Origin of the sequence: Streptomyces vinaceus (genome assembly GCF_008704935.1) — a bacterium.
GTDB lineage: Bacteria > Actinomycetota > Actinomycetes > Streptomycetales > Streptomycetaceae > Streptomyces > Streptomyces vinaceus.
On sequence record NZ_CP023692.1, the window covers coordinates 3,500,819 to 3,521,954 of the forward strand.

Below are 21,136 nucleotides of genomic sequence, written 5' to 3' on the forward strand. Positions count from 1 at the left end.
GCCCCTGCCCGCCCCCAGTGTGGCGTGCGCCACTGACAATCCCCGTCAGCGGCGGCGCGGGCCGCCTTCCTCGCCCTCGTCCTCCCGGCGCGGGCCGAGCAGCTCGTCCGCGAGGGTCGGCAGGTCGTCCAGCGGGGTTTCCTCGGCCCAGGCGGGCCGCGGCCGGCTCGGCCGGCCCCCCGACCGGTCCTCTTCGCCCTGCCCGGCCGGGCGGCCGTCGGCGCCGAAGACCGGTAGCTCACGGGTGGCGTCCTCGCCGGCGTCCCGGAAGATGCCCGGCGGCACCCGGTCGGCCGGGCTCTCCTCCGGACGCCGGGCCGTCGGCCGCGTGGCGGACCGCGCCGGTCCTGACGGGGTCCGACCGGCCGGAGGGGTCGTACGGGACGGCCGTACGGGCGGCAGGACCGCCGTCTCGTCGGCCGGACCGGACGGGGGGACGGCGGGCAGGACCGAGGTCTCCGCCGCCGGGTCGATCTTCGGCACCGGGACCGTCTGCGTCACGTCGTCCGGCTGGACGACCCGCTTGACCATCGGGGTCTCCACCGTCACGGCGTCGTCCGGCAGCGGCTCCTTGGTCATGGGCACCTTGGGCGCAGGAGCCGCGGGGGCCGCGGGAGCCGGAGCAGCCGGTTCCGGAGCAGGCGCGGGAGCCGCAGCGGCCTGCGCCGAAGCCGCCGCGGCCTTCGCCGCCGCCGCTGCCGCCGAGGCCTCCGCCAGCCGGCGCGCCTCCTCGGCCCTCAGCAGGGCCTCCTCGGCCCGCCGCTGCTTCTCCAGCCGCCGTTCCTCGGCCTCGGCGCGCAGCCGGGCCTCCTCCTCGGCCTGCCTGCGCAGCCGCTCCTGCTCCGCCGCGCGGGCCTTCTCCTCGGCCTCGGCGCGCAGCCGCTCGGCCTCGGCCCGGGCCCGGGCCTCCTCCTCGGCGCGCAGCCGCTCCTCCTCCGCCCTGCGGGCGGCCTCGGCCTCGGCCTTGATCCGGGCGGCCTCCGCCTCGGCCTTCAGCCGGGCTTCCTCCTCGGCGCGCAGCCGCTCTTCCTCCGCCTTGCGCGCCGCCTCTTCCTCGGCCCTGCGCCGGGCGACCTCCTCGGCCTTGCGCCGGGCCTCGGCCTGAGCCGCCACCTCGGCCTCCGACAGCGGAAGCATCCGGTCCAGGCGGTGGCGCACGACGGTGGTGACGGACTCCGGGTCCTGGCCCGCGTCGACCACCAGGTAGCGCCCGGGGTCGGCCGCGGCCAGCGTCAGGAACCCGGCCCGCACCCGCTGGTGGAACTCGGCCGGCTCCGACTCCAGCCGGTCCGGGGCCTCCGTGAACCGCTCCCGCGCCGTCTCCGGCGACACGTCGAGCAGCACGGTCAGGTTCGGTACGAGCCCGTCGGTGGCCCAGCGCGAGATCCGGGCGATCTCGGTCGGGGACAGGTCGCGCCCGGCGCCCTGGTAGGCGACCGAGGAGTCGATGTAGCGGTCGGAGATGACGACCGCGCCGCGCTCCAGGGCCGGCCGTACGACGGTGTCCACGTGCTCCGCGCGGTCGGCGGCGTACAGCAGCGCCTCGGCGCGGTTCGACAGCCCGGCCGAGGAGACGTCGAGCAGGATGGAGCGGAGCCGCTTGCCGACCGGGGTGGCCCCCGGCTCCCGGGTCACGACGACCTCGTGGCCCTTGCCCCGTATCCAGTCGGCCAGCGCCTGGACCTGGGTGGACTTGCCGGCGCCGTCGCCGCCCTCCAGGGCGATGAAGAACCCGGCGTCGGACGCCGCCTGCACCGGCTCCCCGCCCCGCAGCGCCTCGCGCAGGTCACGGCGGAGCGGTACGCCGCTGCGGTCGTCGGCCTTGGTGAGCACCACGACGGCGACGGGCAGCAGCAGGGCGCCGACCAGCATCAGGGTGAAGGCGGCTCCGCCGTGCGCGAAGACGACGTCCCCGGAGGCCAGCCGGTGCGGGCCGATCGCCGCGGCCAGGACGGGGGCAAGGACGGCTCCCGTGCCCACGGCCACGCGTACGACGGCCTGGAGGTGCTCGGTGACCCGGGCCCGGCGGAACTCCTCGGTCTCCTGGTCGAGCAGGGTGTGCCCGGTGTTGGCGGCCACGCCCGCGGCGGTGCCGGCGAGCAGCGACAGGAACAGCACGGTCGCGGTGTCCGGCACCAGCCCGGTCAGCAGCAGCGCGATGCCGGCCACCGCGATGGCCAGGGCCAGCAGCCGGCGCCGGGACAGCGCGGGCAGCACCTTGCCGGCCTGGGTGGCGCGGATGCCGATCCCGGTGCCGCCGAGCAGCGCCAGGACGAGCAGGGAGAAGGTGGCGGGGCCGCCGCCCAGGTCGAAGGCGTGCAGCACGGCCACGGCCGCGGCACTGGCCACGGCTCCGGCGACGGCGGCGCAGGCCAGGACGAGCAGCGGAATGGCCCCCGTACGCCCCTTCTCCGGCCGGTCCCCCGCCTTGGGGGCGCGCAGGCCCTCCAGCGGGGAACGCGGGCGCGGGGTCTTCGCCGCGGGCAGCACGAGCGGGAGCAGCAGCGAGACCGACGCCGCGAAGAGGCCTGCGGCCACGTACGAACCCAGGGCGGCCTGGTTCTCAGCGAACCAGTCCACGCCGAGGCCGAGGGCCTTGCCGACCAGGGTCGCGGCGAGCAGCACGGCGGCGGCCGCGGGCAGCGCGGCGAAGGAGGTACGCAGGTTCAGCCGGCGCAGCGCGTCGAGGTGGTCCGGCAGCGGGCGTACGGTCGCGCCCTCCGGCGGCGGCGAGGGCAGCAGGGCGGGAGCCGCGCTGTCCTTGGCCAGGGTCCACAGCCGCTCGGCGACGCCGGCGACGAAGACGGTGGCCAGCAGCGCGGTCAGCGCGTGGGCCGCGATCCAGTCGAGCCAGAGCGGGGCGACGACGAACAGGCCGAGCCGGATCCCGTCGGCGCCGATCATCGTCCAGCGGCGGTCCAGTCTGCCGCCGGCCTCCTTCGGGGCGAGGAGCCCCGCCAGCGGACCGAGCAGGACGGCGCCGAAGATGAGGGTGGCGAGGATCCGGACCCCGAAGACGGCGGCGATGGTGAGGGCCCAGCCCTGGTAGCCGCTGCCGAAGGTCTCTTCGGAGACGGCGCTCTGGAAGGCCAGCAGCACCAGCACCAGCAGGGCGAGGGCGTCTCCGATGCCGCTGACCAGCTGGGCGCTCCACAGCCGGCGCAGCCTGGGGGTGCGCAGCAGGGCGCGCACCGCGCGCTCGCGGGAATCCGCGGCGAGGGCTTCGTCGTAGGCGGGGTTGGCGGGGGCGGTCACGACCGTTGGCTGCTCGGCTCGCGTCATCCGCCCAGCCTATCCGCTGTGCTCGGCAGCTGCGGAGCCCTGTGGACAACCATCCGCTGTGACCCCGGCCCCACCGCCGCGCGGAGCGAAAAACCCCGGGCCCGTGCGCTTCGCACGGGCCCGGGGGTGGTGGTCAGTCGTCCGACGACGGGGCGGCCGCGGCCGCCTTCTTGGCGACCGTCTTCTTCGCGGCGGTCTTCGTCGCCGTCGTCTTCGCCGCCGTCTTCTTCGCGGCGGTCTTCTTGGCCGTCGTCGTCTTCTTCGCCGCGGCCTTGGTCGCCGTGGCCTTCTTCGCGGGCGCCTTCTTGGCCGGGGCCTTCTTCGCCGTCTTCTTGGCCGGGCCCTTCGCGCGCTTCTCCGCCAGCAGCTCGTAGCCGCGCTCCGGCGTGATCGTTTCGACGTCGTCGTCCCGCCGCAGCGTCGCGTTCGTCTCGCCGTCCGTCACGTACGGCCCGAAGCGGCCGTCCTTGACGACCACCGGCTTCTCGCTGACCGGGTCGGTGCCCAGCTCCTTCAGCGGCGGCTTCGCCGCGGCGCGCCCGCGCTGCTTCGGCTGGGCGTAGATGGCGAGGGCCTCGTCGAGGGTGATCGAGAACAGCTGGTCCTCGGTCTCCAGCGACCGCGAGTCCGTGCCCTTCTTCAGGTACGGGCCGTAGCGGCCGTTCTGGGCCGTGATCTCCACGCCCTCGGCGTCCGCGCCCACCACGCGCGGCAGGGACATCAGCTTCAGCGCCTCGTCCAGCGTGACCGTGTCGAGGCTCATCGACTTGAAGAGCGAGGCCGTGCGCGGCTTCACCGCGTTCTTGCCCGTCTTCGGCGTGCCCTCCGGCAGGATCTCCGTCACGTACGGCCCGTAACGACCGTCCTTCGCGACGATTTCGTTCCCGCTCACCGGGTCCTTGCCCAGCTCGAACTCGCCACTCGGCTTCGCGAAGAGCTCCTCCGCGTACTCGGTCGTCAGCTCGTCCGGCGCCAGGTCGTCGGGCACGTCGGCCCGCTGGTGGCCCTCCGCGTCCTTCTCGCCGCGCTCGACGTACGGCCCGTAGCGGCCGACGCGCAGCACGATGCCCTCGCCGACCGGGAAGGAGGAGATCTCCCGGGCGTCGATCGCGCCGAGGTCCGTGACCAGCTCCTTCAGGCCGCCGAGGTGGTCGCCGTCGGCCGGTACGACCTCGGACGCGTCCTCGGAGCCGAAGTAGAAGCGCTTCAGCCACGGCACGGACTGTGCCTCGCCCCGCGCGATGCGGTCGAGGTCGTCCTCCATCTTGGCCGTGAAGTCGTAGTCGACGAGCCGCCCGAAGTGCGTCTCCAGCAGGTTGACCACGGCGAACGACAGGAAGGACGGCACGAGCGCCGTGCCCTTCTTGAAGACGTACCCGCGGTCCAGGATCGTGCCGATGATCGACGCGTACGTCGACGGGCGGCCGATCTCCCGCTCTTCCAGCTCCTTGACCAGCGAAGCCTCGGTGTAGCGGGCCGGCGGCTTGGTCGAGTGGCCGTCCGCCGTGATCTCCTCGGCCGACAGCGCGTCGCCCTCGGCGACCTGCGGCAGCCGCTTCTCGCGGTCGTCGAGCTCGGCGTTCGGGTCGTCCGCGCCCTCGACGTACGCCTTCATGAAGCCGTGGAAGGTGATCGTCTTGCCGGAGGCGGTGAACTCGGCGTCCCGGCCGTCCGACGCGCGGCCACCGATCCTGACGGTGACCGAGTTGCCGACCGCGTCCTTCATCTGGGAGGCGACGGTCCGCTTCCAGATGAGCTCGTACAGGCGGAACTGGTCGCCGGTCAGACCCGTCTCGGCCGGGGTGCGGAAACGATCACCCGAAGGGCGAATCGCCTCGTGCGCCTCTTGCGCGTTCTTGACCTTGCCCGCGTAGACGCGCGGCTTCTCCGGCAGGTAGTCGGCCCCGTAGAGCTGCGTGACCTGCGCCCGCGCCGCCGACACCGCGGTGTCGGAGAGCGTGGTGGAGTCCGTACGCATGTAGGTGATGAAGCCGTTCTCGTACAGCTTCTGCGCCACCTGCATCGTCGCCTTCGCGCCGAAGCCCAGCTTGCGCGAGGCCTCCTGCTGGAGCGTCGTCGTACGGAAGGGGGCGTACGGGGAGCGGCGGTACGGCTTGGACTCGACCGAGCGGACGGCGAACGAGGTGTCCGCCAGCGCGGCGGCCAGCGCCCGCGCGTTCGCCTCGTCGAGGTGCAGCACCTCGCTCTTGAGCTGCCCGTTCGAGCCGAAGTCACGGCCCTGCGCGACGCGCTTGCCGTCCACCGTGTTCAGGCGGGCGACCAGGGTCGAGGGGTCGGAGGCGTCACCGGCGCGGCCGGTGGAGAAGGTTCCGGTCAGGTCCCAGTACTCGGCGGAACGGAAGGCGATGCGCTCGCGCTCCCGCTCGACGACGAGGCGGGTGGCCACCGACTGGACGCGGCCGGCCGACAGGCGCGGCATGACCTTCTTCCACAGGACCGGCGAGACCTCGTAGCCGTAGAGGCGGTCGAGGATGCGCCGGGTCTCCTGGGCGTCGACCATGCGCTGGTTCAGCTCGCGCGGGTTGGCGACGGCGTCGCGGATCGCGTCCTTGGTGATCTCGTGGAAGACCATCCGGTGGACGGGGACCTTGGGCTTGAGCACTTCCTGCAGGTGCCACGCGATGGCTTCGCCCTCGCGGTCCTCATCGGTGGCGAGGAAGAGTTCGTCGGACTCGGCCAGCAGCTCCTTGAGCTTCCTGACCTGCGCCTTCTTGTCGGCGTTGACGACGTAGATCGGCTGGAAGTCGTGTTCGACGTCCACGCCGAGACGGCGGACCTCGCCCGTGTACTTGTCGGGGACCTCGGCGGCGCCGTTCGGGAGGTCGCGAATGTGCCCGACGCTCGCCTCGACGACGTATCCCGGGCCGAGGTAGCCCTTGATCGTCTTCGCCTTGGCAGGGGACTCGACGATGACGAGTCGGCGGCCGCCCTTTGCGGTCTCGCTAGTCGGGGACAACTTGGCTCTTCTCTCCGGTCGGCACTCGGTCGCGGTACGGCGACGCTGCGGAGTGTGACGGTACAACCCGCCCCCGTGTCAAACGGCGGAAGCCCGCAACGGCCACTCGAACGGTAACCCGACAAGTGCCATTTCTGCCGCCCGGATACCGCGCCGGACCCGTAGCGATCACCGGGCCGGGTGGCCAGGGGGCCGTCTGGCCCCGCCCCCGCACCCCGTCCGGCGCCCCGTTCACGACGCGGATCCGAGCGGGTCGGCGCGCCGCCCGCGGCGCCGGTGACCAGGCTCCGGTCAGGCCCGTGATCTGGCTCCGGTCAAGCCCGTGACCAGGCTCCGGTCAGGCCCCTGACCGGGCCCGTGATCACCGTCGCAGGAGGCACCACACACCGAGCGCCAGGCAGGTCCCGGCGGCGAGCAGTACCAGCGGTACGGCCACGGCGGGGCGCACACCCTCGGCCACCGGCGCCCGGCGCGCCGCGCACGCCCCCGTCCAGCCCAGCAGACCCGTTCCGAACAGCAGGAACACGCCCGCCGCGAAGATCCCCGGACCACCCTCCATGGCCGTTCCCCTTACTCCCGCCTGCCCCGGGGCCGCTCGGGGACCCCGTACGGATCCCCCCCCGATCCCCGTCGGCCGGGACTCGGACGCGCCCTGGGCGGAAGTCTGCCGACCGCCGCGGGGCGGGTCGTGAACCCCCGGTTACCCGACGGTTTCGGCCACGCCCTCCGGGGCCGCCGGATCAGCCCTCGGCCGGCTCCAGGAACCCCTGCTCGACCAGGACGCGGATCGCCTCCGGAGTCCGGTCGCGCAACACCACCGGATCCTCCTGCACCAGGTGCGCGATCGCGTCCAGGATCCGGCCCGCCGTGAGTGAGCCGTCGCACACTCCCGCGAAGCCCGCCCCGACCGTGTCGACCTTGGTCGCCCGCCGCATCCCGCGGTTCTGCCGCAGCACCACGTGCTCCGGATCCTCCGCGCCCGGCGCGCCGACCTGCTCCTGGACGACCTCCGCCGCCAGCACGAAGCGGGCCTCCAGCAGGGCCGCGTCATCGTGGTCGCGCAGGTAGTCCTGACGGGCGAAGTGGGCCACGACGGCGTCGCCGAGCGGCTGTTCCACCGAGTGCGGCCACTCCTCGACCACGATCGACGGCTCCGCCGCGTCGCTGCGCCGCAGGGTGATCCAGCCGAAGCCGACGGCCTTGGTCTTGCGCGCCTCGAACTCGTCCAGCCAGTCCTCGTACCGCCGCGCGTACTCGGCGGGGTCGGTGCGGTGGTCGCCCGCGTCGCGCAGCCACAGCTCGGCGTACTGCGTGACGTCCTGTACGTCACGCTGCACGATCCACGCGTCGCAGCCGCGCGGCACCCAGGCGCGGACCCGGTCGTGCCAGTCCTCGCCGTCCACGTGCTGCCAGTTGCCGAGGAACTGCGCGTACCCGCCCGGGTTGAGGTGCGTGCCGGCCTCCTGAACGAGGGTCCGGCACAGGTCGTCGCCGCCCATCCCGCCGTCGCGGTACGTCAGCCGCGCGCCGGGGGAGATCACGAACGGCGGGTTCGACACGATCAGGTCGTACGTGGCCTCGCCGACCGGCTCGAAGAGCGAGCCCTGGAGCAGCTCGGCCTCCTGGGCGCCGGACAGGGCCAGGGTCAGCCGGGTGAAGTCCAGGGCCCGGGGGTTGACGTCCGTCGCGGTGACCCGGGTGGCGTGCTGTGCGGCGTGCAGGGCCTGGATGCCGGAGCCGGTGCCGAGGTCGAGGGCGCTGGCGACCGGGGTGCGGACGGTGATCCCGGCCAGGGTGGTGGAGGCTCCGCCGACGCCGAGGACCACGCCCTCCTCCCGGCTGCCGATCCCGCCGGCCCCGCCGACGGCGCAGCCGAGGTCGGAGACGATGAACCAGTCCTCCCCGTCGGGACCGCCGTACGGGCGCACGTCGACGGTGGCGTACACCGCGTCCCCGCCGTCGGCGGCCTCCTCCCGGCGCAGCCAGCCGTCGGCCAGCGCGGCGTCGAGGGGCAGGGCCCGGGCCACGTTCACGTACGGCTCCGGCTGCTGGAGCAGGAACAGCCGGACCAGGCTCGCGAGCGGGCCGTCGCTGCCGCGCGTGGCGCGCAGGGCGGGGACCGTCTCGCTGCGGGCCAGCGCGGCGTAGGCGGGGGCGCCGAGCAGGTCGAGCAGGCCGTCGGCGGTGAAGCCGGCGGCGAGCAGGGCCGTGCGGAGCTCGGCGGCGCGGTCGGGCGAGGGGAGACTGGTGGTACTCACCGGTCCATTGTGTCGGCTGCCGCCCCCGATGCGTATGCCGCGCGGCCGGTGACGCCTGCGACGCATGGGCCGGGGCGGCCGGATTCCTCGGAACCCGGCCGCCCCGGCCCTCGTACGGACGTGTCGCGTACGGCCGTGTCGCGTACGGCCGGCCCGCTCACTTCGGCGATGCCGACGGCGCCGCTACCTGGCAGCCCTTCTGGCCGTTCATCGCCTTGTCCAGGCCGCCCGCCTTGAGCGTGTTGAGCGCGTTCTTGCCGCCCTGGGTGGCCTGGTCGAGTCCGCCGGCCACCTCCTTGAGGCCCTCGGCGAACTTCGTCTGGTCCTTCGCGTCCAGGGCTTCCATCTTCGTCTTCAGGTCGGCGTATCCCTTGGAGGACTCCTCGAAGCCCTTGATCGCCGTCGCCTGCGTCGTCTGACCGTCCTTGACCGGCGGAACCCCCGCCCCCTGCAGGGCGGTTCCCATCGCCTTGTACGACGCCGACATGGTCCCGAACGCAGCCGAGTCGGTCGTCTGCACCTCTTCGGGCTTGCTGCTCTCGGTCGCCACCCGCTTGATGTCCGCGTTGGCGGTCTCGATCTTCTTCAGCTCGGGCTGCCACTTGTCGCAGACCTTCTTGGCCCAGGCGTTGGCCTTCTCGTCCCCGTCGTCGCCGCCGCAACCGGACAGCACGAGCATCAGTACCGCACCGCCGGACACCGCGGCCGCAAACTTCTTGTTCACCGGATTGGTCCCTTCGAAGGCTCTCGGCCCGGAAGATACACGCCCGCCATCCGGGCACGCGGAAAGGCGGACGGACGGCGCGTCAGTCCGCGCCGCCCGTCCGCCGTTCGGGCCTATCTCCGAGTCCTCGGGCCGGCCGGCCCGCAAGGCCCTTCGAGGGTCTCCCCCCAGGTCAGGAAACCACCGCGGGATCGGCCTGCTGGGCCGTCCGCTCGGCGGGCGCACCCTCGCCCTCGGTGTCGTCCCCGACCGCGATGCCGCGGCGCTTGGAGATGTAGACCGCGCCGATGATGACGGCGATGGCTAGGGCGGCGACGATCGCGCGCACGGTCGCGCTCGTGTCGGGTCCGTAGCTGAACTGCACGACCGCCGGGGCGATCAGCAGCGCCACCAGGTTCATGACCTTGAGCAGCGGGTTGATCGCGGGACCCGCGGTGTCCTTGAACGGGTCGCCGACCGTGTCGCCGATGACGGTCGCGGCGTGGGCCTCGCTGCCCTTGCCACCGTGGTGGCCGTCCTCGACGAGCTTCTTCGCGTTGTCCCACGCGCCACCGGAGTTGGCGAGGAAGACCGCCATCAGGGTGCCGGTGCCGATGGCACCCGCGAGGAACGAGCCGAGCGCGCCGACGCCGAGCGAGAACCCGACCGCGATCGGGGTGAGGACCGCGAGCAGCCCGGGCGTGGCGAGCTCGCGCAGCGCGTCCTTGGTGCAGATGTCCACGACGCGCCCGTACTCGGGCTTCTCGGAGTAGTCCATGATCCCGGGGTGCTCGCGGAACTGGCGGCGCACCTCGTAGACGACGGCGCCCGCGGAGCGGGAGACGGCGTTGATGGCGAGGCCGGAGAACAGGAACACGACCGCCGCGCCCAGGATCAGGCCGACCAGGTTGTTGGGCTGGGCGATGTCCAGGCTGAGGTTCATCTCCCCGGCCTTGGCACCGACTTCCTTGACCGCGTTGGCGATGGCATCGCTGTACGAGCCGAACAGCGCGGCCGCGGCCAGCACGGCGGTGGCGATCGCGATGCCCTTGGTGATGGCCTTGGTGGTGTTGCCGACGGCGTCCAGGTCGGTCAGGACCTGCGCACCGGCGCCCTCGACGTCGCCGGACATCTCGGCGATGCCCTGGGCGTTGTCGGAGACGGGCCCGAAGGTGTCCATGGCGACGATGACGCCGACGGTGGTGAGCAGGCCGGTGCCGGCCAGGGCCACCGCGAAGAGCGCGAGCATGATCGACGTGCCGCCGAGCAGGAACGCCCCGTACACGCCGAGGCCGATGAGCAGCGCCGTGTAGACGGCGGACTCCAGGCCGATGGAGATGCCGGCGAGGACGACGGTGGCCGCGCCGGTCAGGGAGGACTTGCCGATGTCCCGGACGGGACGGCGGTTGGTCTCGGTGAAGTAGCCGGTCAGCTGCTGGATCAGGGCCGCGAGCACGATGCCGATGGCGACGGCGACGAGGGCCAGGATGCGCGGGTCGCCCTCGTGGTTGGTGATCGTGGCGTTCTCGACGCCGATGAGGTCCTTGTAGCTGGACGGCAGGTAGACGAAGACGGCGATCGCGACCAGGACCATCGAGATCACGGCGGAGATGAAGAAGCCGCGGTTGATGGCGGTCATTCCGCTGCGGTCGGAACGGCGCGGGGAGACCGCGAAGATGCCGATCATGGCGGTGATCACGCCGATCGCGGGGACGATCAGCGGGAAGGCGAGGCCGAGGTCGCCGAAGGCGGCCTTGCCGAGGATCAGCGCGGCCACGAGGGTGACGGCGTACGACTCGAAGAGGTCGGCCGCCATACCGGCGCAGTCGCCGACGTTGTCGCCCACATTGTCGGCGATGGTCGCGGCATTGCGCGGGTCGTCCTCCGGAATGCCCTGCTCGACCTTGCCGACCAGGTCGGCGCCGACGTCGGCGGCCTTGGTGAAGATGCCGCCGCCGACGCGCATGAACATCGCGATCAGGGCGGCGCCGAGCCCGAAGCCCTCCAGGACCTTGGGGGCGTCGGCGGCGTAGACCAGGACGACGCAGGAGGCGCCGAGCAGGCCGAGGCCGACGGTGAACATGCCGACGACGCCGCCGGTGCGGAAGGCGATCCGCATGGCCTTGTGCGAGACGTCGGTGAGGTCCTTGGCGGGCTCGCCCTCGGCGGGGGTGGCCTCGCGCGCGGCGGCGGCGACGCGCACGTTGGCGCGGACCGCGAGCCGCATGCCGATGTAGCCGGTGGCCGCCGAGAAGAGGGCGCCCACGAGGAAGAAGGCGGAACGTCCCGCCCGCTGGGTCCAGTCGTCGGCGGGGAGCAGGAAGAGCAGGAAGAACACGACGACGGCGAAGATCCCGAGGGTGCGCAGCTGCCGGCCGAGGTAGGCGTTGGCGCCTTCCTGGACGGCGGCCGCGATTTTCTTCATGTTGTCGGTTCCCTCGTCGGCGGCGAGCACCTGGCGGACCAGGATCTGCGCGACGACGAGTGCGGCGAGTGCCACGGCCGCGATCACCATGACGATGACCCGATTGTCATCGGTGAGTACGGCGGCTGCCAGATCGGAGTTTCCGACCGGCGCGTTGGGGGTGAAGAGCCCCGTCATTCGTCCTCCTTGACGTGATGAGCTCAAGATGTGGACGGATTGTAGGGAGCTCTTCCCGATCAAAACAGTGCGCGGGAAACGGAATTGGCCTGCTCTTGCTCCTCAGCAATAGATCGCGTCACTCCATTACCCTCGAAAGAGGTAATGGGGCAAAGGCATTGACGCCTGATCGTCGATCTAGAAAATGCCGTAGGGGTATGAAAAAAGGCCCTGCTCAGCAGGGCCTTTGTGAAGATCGGAAGAATCTCCGGACTATGGGATTTGTGAGCCCGGCGGGACGGACCGGACCGGCGGAGCCGCCGGGAACGCCGGGGCACAAGGGGTGCCGGAACCGGCGAAGCGCCGGGGCCAAGGGCGTCGCGACGGACGGGAGCACCGGGCCGAACGGGGCGTCGGCGCCGGGGGGCGGCGAGGCGTCGCGGCTGACAGGAGCGCCGGGGGCCGACGGGAGCACCGGGGTCGACCGGGCGTCGGGCCCTGCGGGAGCACCGGGCCGGTGAGGCGTCGGGACCTGCGGGAGCGCCAGGGGGCGGCGAGGCATCGGCGTCGACAGGATCGCCGGAGGCCGACGAAGGCGCCGGGGCCTACGGGGGCCGGGGTACTGCGGGACTACGGGCGGTCCGGCGCGCCGGACACGGGCCAGCTCATCCGGATGGTCCCGCCCGCCTCCCCGCTCGTCACCTCGACGTCGTCGACGAGCCCGCTGATCACTGCGAGGCCCATCTCGTCCTCGGTCTCGGTGCCCGGGTCCAGGGTGGCGTCGATGCCGGAAACGGCGCCCTCCGGCCCGCCCGCCGGTCCGGGCACCTCGTCGCCGACCTCGATGGAGAACAGCTTCTCCTCCTCGGTCAGAACCACCCGGACGGGCGCGGTCAGCCCGTTGCTGAGATGCAGACCGACGGCGCGCGAGCAGGCCTCACCCACGGCGAGGCGGACCTCGTCGAGCACGGCTTCGTCCACGCCGGCCCGGCGCGCCACGGCGGCCGCGACGAGGCGGGCCGTCCGGACGTGTTCGGGCTGGGCGCTGAAGCGCAGTTCAACGGTGGCCATGCGCGTCCCCCTCGGACTACGGGCGTGCCTTACAGAGGCCCGGACCGCTGCCGGCCCGCGCCCCCGCTCCTCTTCGGCTCCCCCCGCGGCGCCTCACGGCGCCCCGGAGGGTGAAGCCGTCAGTCGGTGGCTGCGACGGCGTCTTCCACGGTCGTGTGGATCGGGAACACCTTCGTCAGGCCGGTGATGCGGAAAATCTTCAGGATGCGCTCCTGGTTGCACACCAGACGCAGCGAGCCCTCGTGCGCACGGACGCGCTTGAGACCTCCCACCAGCACACCAAGCCCGGTGGAGTCGAGGAAGTCCACTCGCTCCATGTCGACGACCAGGTGGTAGCTGCCGTCGTTCACCAACTCGACCAACTGCTCGCGCAGCTTGGGCGCGGTATACACATCAATCTCGCCACCGACCTCCACGACCGTACGGTCGCCGACAGTGCGAGTCGACAGGGACAGGTCCACGGATCCTCCAGCACCTTGCTATCGAGCGGCGCCCCCCAGGGGCCTCCCCACCCGTAGGTAGGGGAGGGATTGGCTGCCGCGATGGCATTCAATCACTTACCGGCAGGCGCGCACGACGCCTTCGGACCATTGTCCCGCACGCCGGTGACACACTCGGTTCCAATGGCCAATACTCACCGTCCCGGTCGGCCCACGGCACCCGGGGACCCTCGACCCACTCCCGGCACGGTCCTGGACCGGCTCTCACGGGGGCCTTCTAGAGCTGCGCGCATCACCCATACGGAGCACTTGCCCCCTCGGGAGGGCCGTCATGCAGTGTGGCCCGACCGCATCCGAACGGATGTCGTAGCCGCTATCCAGGCCGCGGGCATCGAACATCCGTGGGAACACCAGGCCGCGGCCGCCGAGCACGCCCTGGACGGCGAGTCGGTGGTCGTGGCCACCGGCACCGCCTCCGGCAAGTCGCTGGCCTATCTGGCGCCCGTCCTCTCGGCCCTCGCGGACGGAGCCGAGGCCCCGAACGGGCGGGGCGCGACCGCCCTCTACCTGGCCCCGACCAAGGCCCTGGCGGCCGACCAGCGGCGCGCCGTACGGGAACTGGCGGCGCCCCTCGGCAACGCGGTCCGGCCCGCCGTCTACGACGGCGACACGCCGGTCGAGGAACGCGAATGGGTGCGCCAGTACGCGAACTACGTGCTCACCAACCCCGACATGCTGCACCGGGGGATCCTGCCCGCCCACCCCCGCTGGGCCTCCTTCCTGCGCGCGCTGCGCTACGTGGTCATCGACGAGTGCCATACCTACCGGGGCGTATTCGGCTCCCACGTGGCCCAGGTCCTGCGCCGCCTGCGGCGGCTGTGCGCCCGCTACGGCGCCGATCCGGTCTTCCTGCTGGCCTCGGCCACCGCGAGCGACCCGGCGGCCGCCGCGTCCCGGCTGACGGGCGTGCCGGTCCTGGAGGTGGCCGACGACGCCTCCCCGCGCGGCGAGGTCGTCTTCGCCCTGTGGGAGCCGCCGCTGACCGAGCTGCGGGGCGAGAAGGGCGCCCCGGTGCGCCGCACCGCCACCGCGGAGACCGCCGACCTGCTGACCGACCTGGTCGTCCAGGGGGTCCGTACGGTCGCCTTCGTCCGCTCCCGGCGCGGGGCGGAGCTGATCTCGGTGATCGCCCAGGAGCGGCTGGCCGAGGTCGACCGGTCCCTGCCCCGGCGCGTCGCCGCCTATCGGGGCGGCTACCTGCCGGAGGAGCGCCGGGCTCTGGAGCGGGCCCTGCACTCCGGCGAGCTGCTCGGCCTGGCCGCCACCACCGCCTTGGAGCTGGGCGTGGACGTCTCGGGCCTGGACGCCGTCCTGATCACCGGGTACCCGGGCACCCGGGCCTCCCTGTGGCAGCAGGCGGGCCGGGCCGGGCGCTCGGGCCAGGGCGCCCTGGCCGTGCTGATCGCCCGGGACGACCCCCTGGACACGTATCTGGTGCACCATCCGGAGGCCCTGTTCCGCCGTCCGGTGGAGGCCACCGTGCTGGATCCGGACAACCCGTACGTCCTGGCCCCGCACCTGTGCGCGGCCGCCGCCGAGCTCCCGCTGACGGAGGCGGACCTCGCCCTGTTCGGCCCGGCGGCCGCGGAGCTGGTCCCGCAGCTGGAGGCAGCCAAACTGCTGCGCCGCCGCGCGGCGGGCTGGCACTGGACCCGCCGGGAGCGGGCCTCGGACCTGACCGACATCCGCGGCGAGGGCGGCCGCCCGGTGCAGATCGTCGAGGCGGCCACGGGGCGCCTGCTGGGCACGGTCGACGAGTCGGCGGCCCACACCGCCGTCCACGACGGGGCCGTCCACCTCCACCAGGGCCGCACCTATCTGGTGAAGCACCTGGACCTGGAGGATTCGGTCGCGCTGGTCGAGGAGTCCAGCCCGCCGTTCTCGACCACCGCGCGCGACACCACCTCCATCTCCGTCCTGGAGACCGAGACCGAGATCCCCTGGGGCCCGGCCCGGCTCTGCTTCGGTTCGGTCGAGGTGACCAACCAGGTCGTCTCGTACCTGCGCCGCAAACTGATCACCGGCGAGGTGCTCGGCGAGGCCAAGCTGGACCTGCCGCCCCGCACCCTGCGCACCAGGGCCGTGTGGTGGACCGTGACCGAGGACCAGCTCGACGAGGCCCGGATCAATCCGGAGATCCTCGGCGGCGCCCTGCACGCCGCCGAGCACGCCTCCATCGGCCTGCTCCCGCTGTTCGCCACCTGCGACCGCTGGGACATCGGCGGGGTCTCCGTCCCGCTGCATCCCGACACGCTCCTGCCGACCGTGTTCGTCTACGACGGCCACCCCGGCGGGGCCGGTTTCGCGGAGCGGGCCTTCCACACGGCCCGCGCCTGGCTCACGGCCACCCGCGACGCCATCGCCGCCTGCGAATGCGAGGCCGGCTGCCCGTCCTGCATCCAGTCCCCCAAGTGCGGCAACGGCAACGACCCCCTCCACAAGCGCGGCGCGATCCGCCTCCTCACCCGGCTCCTGGCCGAGGCTCCGCCCGCCTGACGCCCGTACGGGAGCCCCAGGCCGGCCGGGGCCGGACCGCCGCTCCGCCCGGCCGGGGCCGGCCCGGCTCGTTCGGGCCCCGGGCCGGTCGCGGCCGGCCAGGGGCGGGCCCGCCCGGGCACTGATCGTCGGGGCGAAGGGGCCCGTCGCGGGGCGGGCCGCCACCTCGACGACCTCGCCCCGGACGGTGCAGGCGGCCACCACCGCGCCTTGGGCCCCGGCGACCCGGCGCGCCGCGGCGCAGGCGGGCTCCGGACCGTGGGCCCAGGTCACGGCCGCCGCGAGGGCCGCCAGGTCGGCAGTGGCCGCCGCACGGTGCCGGGCCACCACGGCCTGGCCCAGCAGCAGAACCCCGCCGAACACCGCCCCGAGCACCGTCGCCACCAGCGCCGCCCACACCGTCGCCGAACCCCGGTCCCGGCTCATGACGGCGGCCCCACGCTGTCCTCGGCCAGGGCCACCGCCTGAGCGCCGAGCCGCACCGGCAGCCCGCCCGGACCCGGCGCCGGCGCCGAGACCCGGACCCGCCACAGGTCGCCCTCCCGCTCCAGCCCCACTTGCGCCCCCGGCGGGGCGGCGGCCCGGGCCGCCGCCTCCGCCACGCCGGGCGGCTCCGAGCGGGCCGCCGCCCGGGCCCCGACCCGGGCCGCGTCCACGCACCGGATCTGCGCGGCCGCCGCCATCAGCGCCCACACCAGCAGCGCCGCGAAGAGCACCAGCGCGGGAATCACCAGAGCGGCCTCGGCCGTCACGTATCCCCGGTCACCCGGCCCCCGGCGTTTCTCCTCAGAACGGCACATCGAGCGCCTTCCCGATGGTCGACTGAAGTGCCGTGGAGACCACGTCACTCGTCACCACCTTGTACAGAACGGCCGCGAATGCACACGCGGCGATCGTGCCCATGGCGTATTCGGAAGTGGACATGCCCGCGTCGGTCGCACGACCGCTCAGCGCCGACCGCAGACGGGTCCAGATGATCCTCATGACAACCTCCTGTTGATTCGGGTTTCTTGACGTGATCTCAGTGGTGATCCGAGTGGTGTTTCAGGCGCTCGGTTGAGAGCCGAGTTGCCAGAGATTCCGCTGTGACTTCAGTGGGAGGAGAGAAGGCCGGATGCCATTCCGATCACCACCGGGGCCACTCCGACCGCGAGAAACGCGGGGAGGAAACACAGGCCCACGGGAGCGGTGACGAGCACGGCCGCCCGCTGCGCGCGGGCGCCGGCCTGCCGGGCCCGGTCCTCGCGCAGGGCCGTCGCGAGGCGGGAGACCGGCTCGGCGGCCGGGGCCCCCGTCCGGGCGGCCCGCTCCAGGCATTCCGCGAGCGCCCGGGCGCCCGGTATCTGCGCCAGCCTCCCCCACGCGGCGCCGGGTTCGCCGCCGAGCCGCAGCTCCGCCCCGGCCAGTGCCAGCCGCTCGCCGACCGGGCCGCCCAGCGACTCGCCCACCACCTCCGCGGCCTCCACCGGCGCCGCGCCCGCCGCCAGACAGGCGGCCAACAGATCGGCCGCGAACGGCAGCTGCCGCTCCGCCTCCCGCGGATCCACCCCGGCCGGCGGCCGCGCCCGCCGAAGCCAGCGCCGGACCCCGATCGCCGCCCCGCAGCCGGCCAGCGCCCCCGGCCACCCGCCGACCAGCACCCAGGCCGCCAGCAGCGCCCCCGCCGGACCGGCCCACGCCGTCACCACCGCCCGCGTCCCGGACCCGAACACCGGCGCCCGCCGCGCCGGTCCCGCCGACAGCAGCACCGCGGCCCTGCGCCGGACCGCCCGCGCCCGGATCCGCGCGACCACGGCCGAAGCCGTGCACAGCGCCACGGCCGCGAGGCACAACGCCGTCCCCAGCCTGTGGATCACGAAGGCGCCCATCACCGCTCCCCCGCCCGTACGATCCGCCGGCACCACAGCAGCCCCAGCGCCTCCAGCACCCCGCCCGCCAGCAGGCAGCCCCACCCGACCGGGGTGTGCAGCAGCACGCGGAGCGGATCCGCCCCGAGCCCGGTGCCCATCAGCAGGCCGACCAGCGGCAGCAGGGCCAGCACCACCGTCGTCGACCTGGCCCCCGCCAACTGCGCCCGCAGGGACTCCTGCCGGTCCCGCTCGGCCCGCAACGCCCCCTCCAGCCGGTCCAGTCCGGCAGCGAGCCCGGCGCCCCCGTCCACCGCGATCGACCAGCAGGCGGCCATCCCGGCCAGCCCTTCCGCGCCGGGCTCCCGCGAGGCCAGCCGCAACGCCGCGGGGACGTCTCCGCCGAACGCCGCGGCCGCCAGGACCGCCGCCTCCGCCGGGCCCGGACCGCCCGGGCCCGCCGCCGTCCGCCGTATCGCCGCCGTCAGCGCCTGCCCGGGCTGGGCCCCCGCCCGCAGCTCGCCCACCACCGCGCCGCACAGCGCGATCACCCCGGCGGCCCGGGCCCCCCGCTCCCGCTCCCGCCGGCGGACCCGCAGCCACCGCCGCACCAGCGGCACCGCCGCAGCACCCGCCACCAGCGGGATCACCGAGCCGCCCAGCAGCGCGACCACGAGCCCGGCCCCGAGGCAGGACCACTCCCGCCACCGAGCGGCCCGTACCCGCACCGCGACGACCAGCCGCTCCCAGTTCGCCGGGCTGTGGGGCACCACGGCCCCGCCCCCGGCCAGCACCACCCGGGCCCGCCGGGAGACCCGGTCTCCCCCGGCCAGCGCCCAGGCGGCCGTCCCCGCGCAGAGCACCCCGGCGAACAGCGGCACCGGCACCGCGGCCGCCCCGCTCACCGCGCACCCCGCAGCAGGGGACGCAGCCGCTCCCAGCCCGGCTCCCGGACGAAGCCCCGGGCGGACCAGCGCAGTGCCGGTACGGTCACCACCAGCCCGGCGGCGTCCCGCTCCAGCACGTGCACCTCGGCCACCCGGCGGCGCCCCGCCCGGTCCCGGACCAGATGGACCACGAGGGCCAGCGCGGCCGCCAACTGGCTGTGCAGGGCGGCCCGGTCGAGCCCCGCGGAGCTCCCCAGCGCCTCCAGCCGGGCCGGCACGTGCGCGGCGGCGTTCGCATGGACCGTGCCGCACCCGCCTTCGTGACCCGTGTTCAAAGCAGCCAGCAGATCGGCCACTTCGGCTCCCCGGACCTCGCCGACGACCAGCCGGTCCGGGCGCATCCGCAGCGCCTGCCGGACCAGGTCCGCCAGGGTCACCAGGCCCGCCCCCTCCTGGTTGGCCGGCCGGGTCTCCAGCCGCACCACATGCGGATGGTCGGGGCGCAGTTCGGCCGAATCCTCGGCCAGGACGATCCGCTCGCCGGGGCCGACCAGCCCCAACAGGGCGCTGAGCAGGGTGGTCTTGCCGGTGCCGGTCCCACCGGAGACGAGGAAGGACAGCCGGGCCTCGACCATGTCCCCCAGGAGGCGCTGTCCGCCGGGCGGCAGCGTTCCCGCCTCGACCAGCTCGTCGAGCGTGAACGCCCGCGGCCGCACCACCCGCAGCGACAGGCAGGCCGAGCCGACCGCCACCGGTGGCAGCACGGCGTGCAAGCGGGTGCCGTCCGGCATCCGGGCGTCCACCCAGGGCCGGGCGTCGTCCAGGCGCCGGCCCGCGACGGCGGCCAGTCGCTGGGCGAGCCTGCGCACGGCATCGGCGTCGGCGAAGGTCACCCCGGTCAGCTCCAGCCCGCCGCCGCGGTCCACCCACACCCGGTCCGGGGCTGCCACCAGGACATCGGTGACCTCCGGGTCGGCGAGCAGCGCCTCCAGCGGGCCGGCGCCGACCAGTTCGGACCGTAACTCGGCTGCCACCCCCAGCACTTCCGCATCACCCAGCAGCCGGCCCTGGGCCCGCAGGGCCGCCGCCACCCGGGCCGGGGTCGGCTCCGCCCCGCTCTCGGCGAGCCGCTGACGCACCGCGTCCAGGAGCACGGCGCTCATGCCGCCACCCCCTGGGCGGGGCCGAGCGCCCGCCGCCAGAAGCCGTCGCAGAACCGGGCCAGCGCTCCCCGCCCCTGCCCGCCCGGCGGTTCCCCCTCGGCGACCCGCCCCGGGAGCCCCACCTCGACCGGCACCTCCCCGGCCAGCGGCACCCCCAGCAGCCCGGCCACCGCCTCGGCGTCGAGCCCGCCCGGACAGCGGCCCCGTACGACCACGCGGACGTCCCGGGCCACCATCCGCACCCCGGCTGCGACCCGCCCGGCGGCGGCCACCGCCCGCAGCTCGCCCGGCACCACCATCAGCACCAGGTCGAGCTGGGCCAGCGCCTCGGCCACGGCTTCGTCCACCCGCCGGGGCAGGTCGACCACCACCACCCCGCCCCTGCGGCGCGCGGCGGCCAGCACCGAGCGCATCGCGGCGGGCGGCACCACCACCCGGTCCCCGCGGTCCCAGCTGAGCACCCGCAATGCGTGCAGCTCCGGCAGGGACTCCTCCAGCGCGCCGGCGCCCACCCGGCCCCGCGAGCCCGCGAAATCCGGCCAGCGCAGCCCCTCGGCGCTCTCGCCACCGAGCAGTACGTCCATTCCGCCGCCGAGCGGGTCGCCGTCGATGAGGATGGTCCGCTCCCCGGCGCGGGCGGCCCGCAGGGCCAGGGCGCACGCGAGGGTGGAGGCCCCGGCCCCGCCGCTGCCGCCGATCACCCCGACGGCGAGGGCGGGTTTCCCGGCCCCTTCCACCACATCGGCGATGCGGTCGACGAGCCTGCTCTCGGCATCGGGGAGCCGGAGCACCTCCTCGGCGCCGATCTCCACCGCCCGCTGCCACACGAGGGGGTCGTCCAGGTCCCGGCCGACGAGCAGCACGCCGGCTCGGCGCGGAGCTCCGCGCACCCGGCGGGCGGCATCGTCCCCGACGAGCACCAGCGGCGCGGACTCCCATCCGACGCCCCCGCCCGCCTCCGGGCCGGTTCCGGAACCGCTTTCGCCCCTTCCGCCGCCACCGCCACTTCCGCCTCCGCTTTGCTCGGGCACCGCATGGTGCACATGCGGTTCAGCGCCGGCGGCCGCGCACAGCCGCAGCAGATCGTCGAGCAGCAGCGGGTCCTCGGTGATGATCAGCGGTCGACCGCCACCGGGCGCCGCCCCTCCCGGAGTGCCCAATGGCCTGATTCCGACCACTTCCGCGCGCTCGTGCACTTCACACGACTTCGATCCAGCCACGATCTCCGCCCCCTTCTCACTGCAAATCCCAGCACCGCGGACTTCGCGGCCGGAATCACCGTGGGGCCATCCGGAAAAAGAAGTGGATCTTGCTCGAAAACTGTGGACAACTCACACCCTGTGAATAACTCCATCACCCCCCACAGGTGAG

The 21,136-nt window shown here is 74.0% G+C and carries 15 protein-coding genes and 1 pseudogene; 1 reads left to right on the top strand and 15 read right to left on the bottom strand.

Annotation, left to right across the window (positions count from 1 at the left end; translation table 11 throughout):
• Nucleotides 1-45: 45 nt before the first annotated feature.
• The 8 genes from tmk to bldG form a co-directional block, all read right to left on the bottom strand.
• Nucleotides 46-3,282: a dTMP kinase gene (gene tmk / locus CP980_RS15610; protein ID WP_150528420.1), complete on the bottom strand. Its 3,237-nt coding sequence runs from the start codon at nt 3,280-3,282 to the stop codon at nt 46-48.
• A 133-nt stretch (nt 3,283-3,415) separates the two neighbouring features.
• Nucleotides 3,416-6,259, bottom strand: coding sequence for a type I DNA topoisomerase (topA, locus tag CP980_RS15615; protein WP_132758428.1), 2,844 nt, complete (start codon nt 6,257-6,259; stop codon nt 3,416-3,418).
• A 361-nt stretch (nt 6,260-6,620) separates the two neighbouring features.
• Complete coding sequence (locus tag CP980_RS15620) at nt 6,621-6,818, bottom strand: hypothetical protein (protein ID WP_132758427.1); 198 nt, start codon at nt 6,816-6,818, stop codon at nt 6,621-6,623.
• 181 nt (nt 6,819-6,999) lie between these two features.
• Nucleotides 7,000-8,517 (bottom strand): DUF7059 domain-containing protein, encoded by a 1,518-nt coding sequence (locus CP980_RS15625; RefSeq protein ID WP_132758425.1) that lies wholly within the window; start codon nt 8,515-8,517, stop codon nt 7,000-7,002.
• A gap of 157 nt (nt 8,518-8,674) precedes the next feature.
• Entirely contained in the window at nt 8,675-9,241 is a 567-nt protein-coding gene (locus CP980_RS15630; RefSeq protein ID WP_099890214.1) for a small secreted protein, read from the bottom strand.
• 172 nt (nt 9,242-9,413) lie between these two features.
• Nucleotides 9,414-11,822 (bottom strand): sodium-translocating pyrophosphatase, encoded by a 2,409-nt coding sequence (locus tag CP980_RS15635; RefSeq protein WP_150528421.1) that lies wholly within the window; start codon nt 11,820-11,822, stop codon nt 9,414-9,416.
• A 609-nt stretch (nt 11,823-12,431) separates the two neighbouring features.
• On the bottom strand, nt 12,432-12,872 hold the full coding sequence (locus tag CP980_RS15640) for an ATP-binding protein (protein WP_150528422.1): 441 nt from the start codon (nt 12,870-12,872) through the stop codon (nt 12,432-12,434).
• Between the two features lie 119 nt (nt 12,873-12,991).
• Nucleotides 12,992-13,333: an anti-sigma factor antagonist BldG gene (gene bldG, locus CP980_RS15645; RefSeq protein ID WP_030152678.1), complete on the bottom strand. Its 342-nt coding sequence runs from the start codon at nt 13,331-13,333 to the stop codon at nt 12,992-12,994.
• Between the two features lie 81 nt (nt 13,334-13,414).
• Between bldG and CP980_RS15650 the strand changes: the two genes are divergently transcribed.
• Entirely contained in the window at nt 13,415-15,868 is a 2,454-nt protein-coding gene (locus CP980_RS15650) for a DEAD/DEAH box helicase (protein ID WP_132758423.1), read from the top strand.
• A 165-nt stretch (nt 15,869-16,033) separates the two neighbouring features.
• Here CP980_RS15650 and CP980_RS15655 read toward each other — a convergent pair.
• The 7 genes and pseudogenes from CP980_RS15655 to ssd form a co-directional block, all read right to left on the bottom strand.
• Nucleotides 16,034-16,294, bottom strand: a pseudogene (locus tag CP980_RS15655) (Rv3654c family TadE-like protein); the annotation flags it as partial.
• The gene (locus tag CP980_RS15660) at nt 16,291-16,668 is read right to left on the bottom strand and encodes a TadE family type IV pilus minor pilin (protein ID WP_150528423.1); all 378 of its coding nucleotides are present in this window, start codon (nt 16,666-16,668) and stop codon (nt 16,291-16,293) included. The gene CP980_RS15660 and the pseudogene CP980_RS15655, both read right to left, overlap by 4 nt.
• Entirely contained in the window at nt 16,655-16,852 is a 198-nt protein-coding gene (locus CP980_RS15665; protein WP_150528424.1) for a DUF4244 domain-containing protein, read from the bottom strand. The genes CP980_RS15660 and CP980_RS15665 overlap by 14 nt, the downstream gene beginning before the upstream one ends.
• A 107-nt stretch (nt 16,853-16,959) precedes the next feature.
• The gene (locus tag CP980_RS15670) at nt 16,960-17,736 is read right to left on the bottom strand and encodes a type II secretion system F family protein (RefSeq protein WP_132758420.1); all 777 of its coding nucleotides are present in this window, start codon (nt 17,734-17,736) and stop codon (nt 16,960-16,962) included.
• The gene (locus tag CP980_RS15675; protein WP_167535838.1) at nt 17,736-18,620 is read right to left on the bottom strand and encodes a type II secretion system F family protein; all 885 of its coding nucleotides are present in this window, start codon (nt 18,618-18,620) and stop codon (nt 17,736-17,738) included. The genes CP980_RS15670 and CP980_RS15675 overlap by 1 nt, the downstream gene beginning before the upstream one ends.
• Nucleotides 18,617-19,765 carry a TadA family conjugal transfer-associated ATPase gene (locus tag CP980_RS15680; RefSeq protein WP_150528425.1) on the bottom strand — a complete coding sequence of 383 codons (1,149 nt, stop codon included), beginning with the start codon at nt 19,763-19,765 and terminating at the stop codon, nt 18,617-18,619. The genes CP980_RS15675 and CP980_RS15680 overlap by 4 nt, the downstream gene beginning before the upstream one ends.
• Nucleotides 19,762-20,925 (bottom strand): septum site-determining protein Ssd, encoded by a 1,164-nt coding sequence (gene ssd / locus CP980_RS15685; protein WP_229907386.1) that lies wholly within the window; start codon nt 20,923-20,925, stop codon nt 19,762-19,764. The genes CP980_RS15680 and ssd overlap by 4 nt, the downstream gene beginning before the upstream one ends.
• Between the last annotated feature and the right edge of the window lie 211 nt (nt 20,926-21,136).

Coding starts and splice junctions, on each gene's coding strand:
- tmk (WP_150528420.1), bottom strand. CDS start 3,282: ATGACGCGAGCCGAGCAGCCAACGGTCGTGACCGCCCCCGCCAACCCC.
- CP980_RS15620 (WP_132758427.1), bottom strand. CDS start 6,818: ATGGAGGGTGGTCCGGGGATCTTCGCGGCGGGCGTGTTCCTGCTGTTC.
- CP980_RS15635 (WP_150528421.1), bottom strand. CDS start 11,822: ATGACGGGGCTCTTCACCCCCAACGCGCCGGTCGGAAACTCCGATCTG.
- CP980_RS15640 (WP_150528422.1), bottom strand. CDS start 12,872: ATGGCCACCGTTGAACTGCGCTTCAGCGCCCAGCCCGAACACGTCCGG.
- CP980_RS15650 (WP_132758423.1), top strand. CDS start 13,415: ATGGCATTCAATCACTTACCGGCAGGCGCGCACGACGCCTTCGGACCA.
- CP980_RS15660 (WP_150528423.1), bottom strand. CDS start 16,668: ATGTGCCGTTCTGAGGAGAAACGCCGGGGGCCGGGTGACCGGGGATAC.
- CP980_RS15665 (WP_150528424.1), bottom strand. CDS start 16,852: ATGAGGATCATCTGGACCCGTCTGCGGTCGGCGCTGAGCGGTCGTGCG.
- CP980_RS15670 (WP_132758420.1), bottom strand. CDS start 17,736: ATGGGCGCCTTCGTGATCCACAGGCTGGGGACGGCGTTGTGCCTCGCG.
- CP980_RS15680 (WP_150528425.1), bottom strand. CDS start 19,765: ATGAGCGCCGTGCTCCTGGACGCGGTGCGTCAGCGGCTCGCCGAGAGC.